This window comes from Rhizobacter sp. (assembly GCF_031412495.1).
Taxonomy (GTDB): domain Bacteria; phylum Pseudomonadota; class Gammaproteobacteria; order Burkholderiales; family Burkholderiaceae_C; genus Schlegelella_A.
The window spans coordinates 1-2,103 of sequence record NZ_JANODC010000527.1 but is presented as its reverse complement, the minus strand read 5'-3'; the positions used below and the strand labels follow the sequence as shown (position 1 = coordinate 2,103).

General features: G+C 71.0%; 4 protein-coding genes. 2 read left to right on the top strand and 2 right to left on the bottom strand.

What is annotated here, in order from left to right:
• The coding region (locus AC30N0_RS19670; RefSeq protein WP_489519573.1) for a topoisomerase C-terminal repeat-containing protein at window positions 1-805 on the top strand (805 nt) is incomplete at its 5' end.
• Window positions 806-888: 83 nt separating this feature from the next.
• A complete protein-coding gene (locus tag AC30N0_RS19665; RefSeq protein ID WP_489519572.1) occupies window positions 889-1,278 on the top strand; it encodes a hypothetical protein in 390 nt (129 codons plus the stop codon).
• Here the strand turns inward: AC30N0_RS19665 and AC30N0_RS19660 are convergent.
• Entirely contained in the window at window positions 1,235-1,666 is a 432-nt protein-coding gene (locus tag AC30N0_RS19660) for a BLUF domain-containing protein (RefSeq protein WP_489519571.1), read from the bottom strand. The genes AC30N0_RS19665 and AC30N0_RS19660 overlap by 44 nt on opposite strands.
• Window positions 1,667-1,677: 11 nt before the next feature.
• On the bottom strand, window positions 1,678-2,103 hold a 426-nt coding region (gene folE, locus AC30N0_RS19655), incomplete at its 5' end, for a GTP cyclohydrolase I (RefSeq protein WP_489519570.1).

The following is a 2,103-nucleotide window of genomic DNA, read 5'->3' as shown; positions in this document are numbered from 1 at the left end:
CGTGAAGGAGAACTACCGCCGCTACGCCTGCGTTGGCATCCCCGAAGGCACGCCCGGCGCTGCGCCGCCGCGCGAGGGCTGCGGCTTCTCGATGAGCAAGATCCCGGGCGGGCGCCCGTTCGAGCTGGCCGAGGTCGAGGCCTTCCTGCGCGACCGGCGCATCGGCCCGCTCGAAGGCTTCCGCTCGAAGGCGGGCTGGCCGTTCACGGCCGAGCTCAAGCTCGTCCGCGACGAGGAGATCGGGACCTGGAAGCTGGAGTTCGATTTCGGCGAGGAGGCCAAGCGGGAAGCCGAGTCCGGCGCGCCCGTGGACTTCGGCGACCAGGAGCCGCTCGGCAAGTGCCCGAAGAGCGGCGGCCGGGTGTTCGAGTTCGGCACCAGCTACGTCTCCGAGAACGCGGTCGGCCCGAACCCGTCGAGCGACTTCAAGGTCGGCAAGGTGATCCTGCAGCAGCCGGTCTCGCGCGAGCAGATGACCAAGCTGCTCGAGACCGGTCGCACCGACCTGCTCGACGGCTTCGTCTCCAACAAGACGCGGCGCAAGTTCAAGGCCCGCCTGGCCTGGGACGCGACCGAGGGCAAGGTGGTGTTCGAGTTCGAGCCGCGGCCCGGTCGGCCGCCGGCGGCGAAGAAGGGCGGCGCGCCGGCGAGGCCGGTGGCCAAGACCGGTGCGGAGGCGGCTTCGCTGACGGCGGCAAAGACGCCCGCCAAGGCACCTGCGAAGAAGGCCGCCAAGAAACCCGCGCGCCCGGCCAGGAAGGCGGCATCTGCGCGCAAGGTCGCCGCGCCGAAGTCGAACACCTAGCCGCGCGAAGCGCTCCGTCCGACGCGGCGGGGCGAAGCCGCGTGGGAGACTCGACGCCTCGGGTCCGTGCCCAGGGAGTCGCCATGTCGTGCCATCTTCGCGTCGCCAGATCGGCCGCCGTCGCCCTCGCCGCCAGCGTCCTGGTGCCGTGGGCCGCGGCGCAGCAGCCCCAGCCCAAGCCGCCACCGCGGCTGCCGCCGACCGGATCGCAGTCCACCGCCATTCCGGCCGGGGTCGACAGCGGCACGCCGGCGACCAGCGACAGCATGCCGCTCGGCACCCCCGTTCCGCCGGCGGGCGCCGCCGACCGCAACGACCAGAACAAGCGCTCGGCCGCGGCGCGGGCTGCGGCCCGGCCGGCGTCGGCATCGTCAGGGATTGCGCAAGCGGCGGCCGCCACCGAGGCGGCCCGGCCGGCCGCCTCCGCCGTCAGACCGGCGCGTTCACCGACGCCGTTGCCACCAGCTCGTTGAAGAGGGCGAGCGACGCCTTGCCGGAGACGGCGTAGGGGTCGAGCACCGCCGCTTCGGAATACTTCAGCAGCAGCGCCGGGTTGAGGCGGCTCATGTTGACCTGCCCCATCGACCAGCTCGAGAAGCTGCGCTCGCCGATCTCCTCGTAGCTGAGCAGGGCGACGTCGCGGTGGCGCGGGTCCTGCGCGATCCGGTTGTAGAGGGTGCTGACGGGGCTGCGGCCGCCCTCGAGCACCTGCAGGAAGATGTTGGCGTTGGCGCAGTGGCAGAGCACGCCGGTGACGCCGACGCGCGGGTTGTGCTCCTTCGAGCGCTTGAGGATCGCCGCCATCACTTCGGCATCGACGCCAGCCGCGGCACGGCTGGCATACATGAGACGGACCAGCATCGGGTGCTCCTTCAGGCCTTCCGGCCGACCAGCGACAGGAACTCGCGGCGCAGGTTGGCGTCCTTGAGGAAGGAGCCGCGCATGACGCTGTTCGTCATCTTCGCGTCCGCGTCCTTGACGCCGCGCCAGGCCATGCAGAAGTGGTCGGCCTCCATGACGATGGCCAGGCCGTCGGGCTTGACGCGGTCCTGCAGCTCGTTCGCCAGCATCGTCACCGCCTCTTCCTGGATCTGCGGCCGGCTCATGATCCAGTCGCAGATGCGGACGTATTTCGACAGGCCGATGAGGTTCGAGTGTTCGTTCGGCAGGATGCCGATCCAGACCCGGCCCATGATCGGGCACAGGTGGTGCGAGCAGGCGCTGCGCACGGTGACCGGGCCGACGATCAGCAGCTCGTTCAGGCGAGAGACGTCCGGGAACTCGGTCACCGCCGGGGG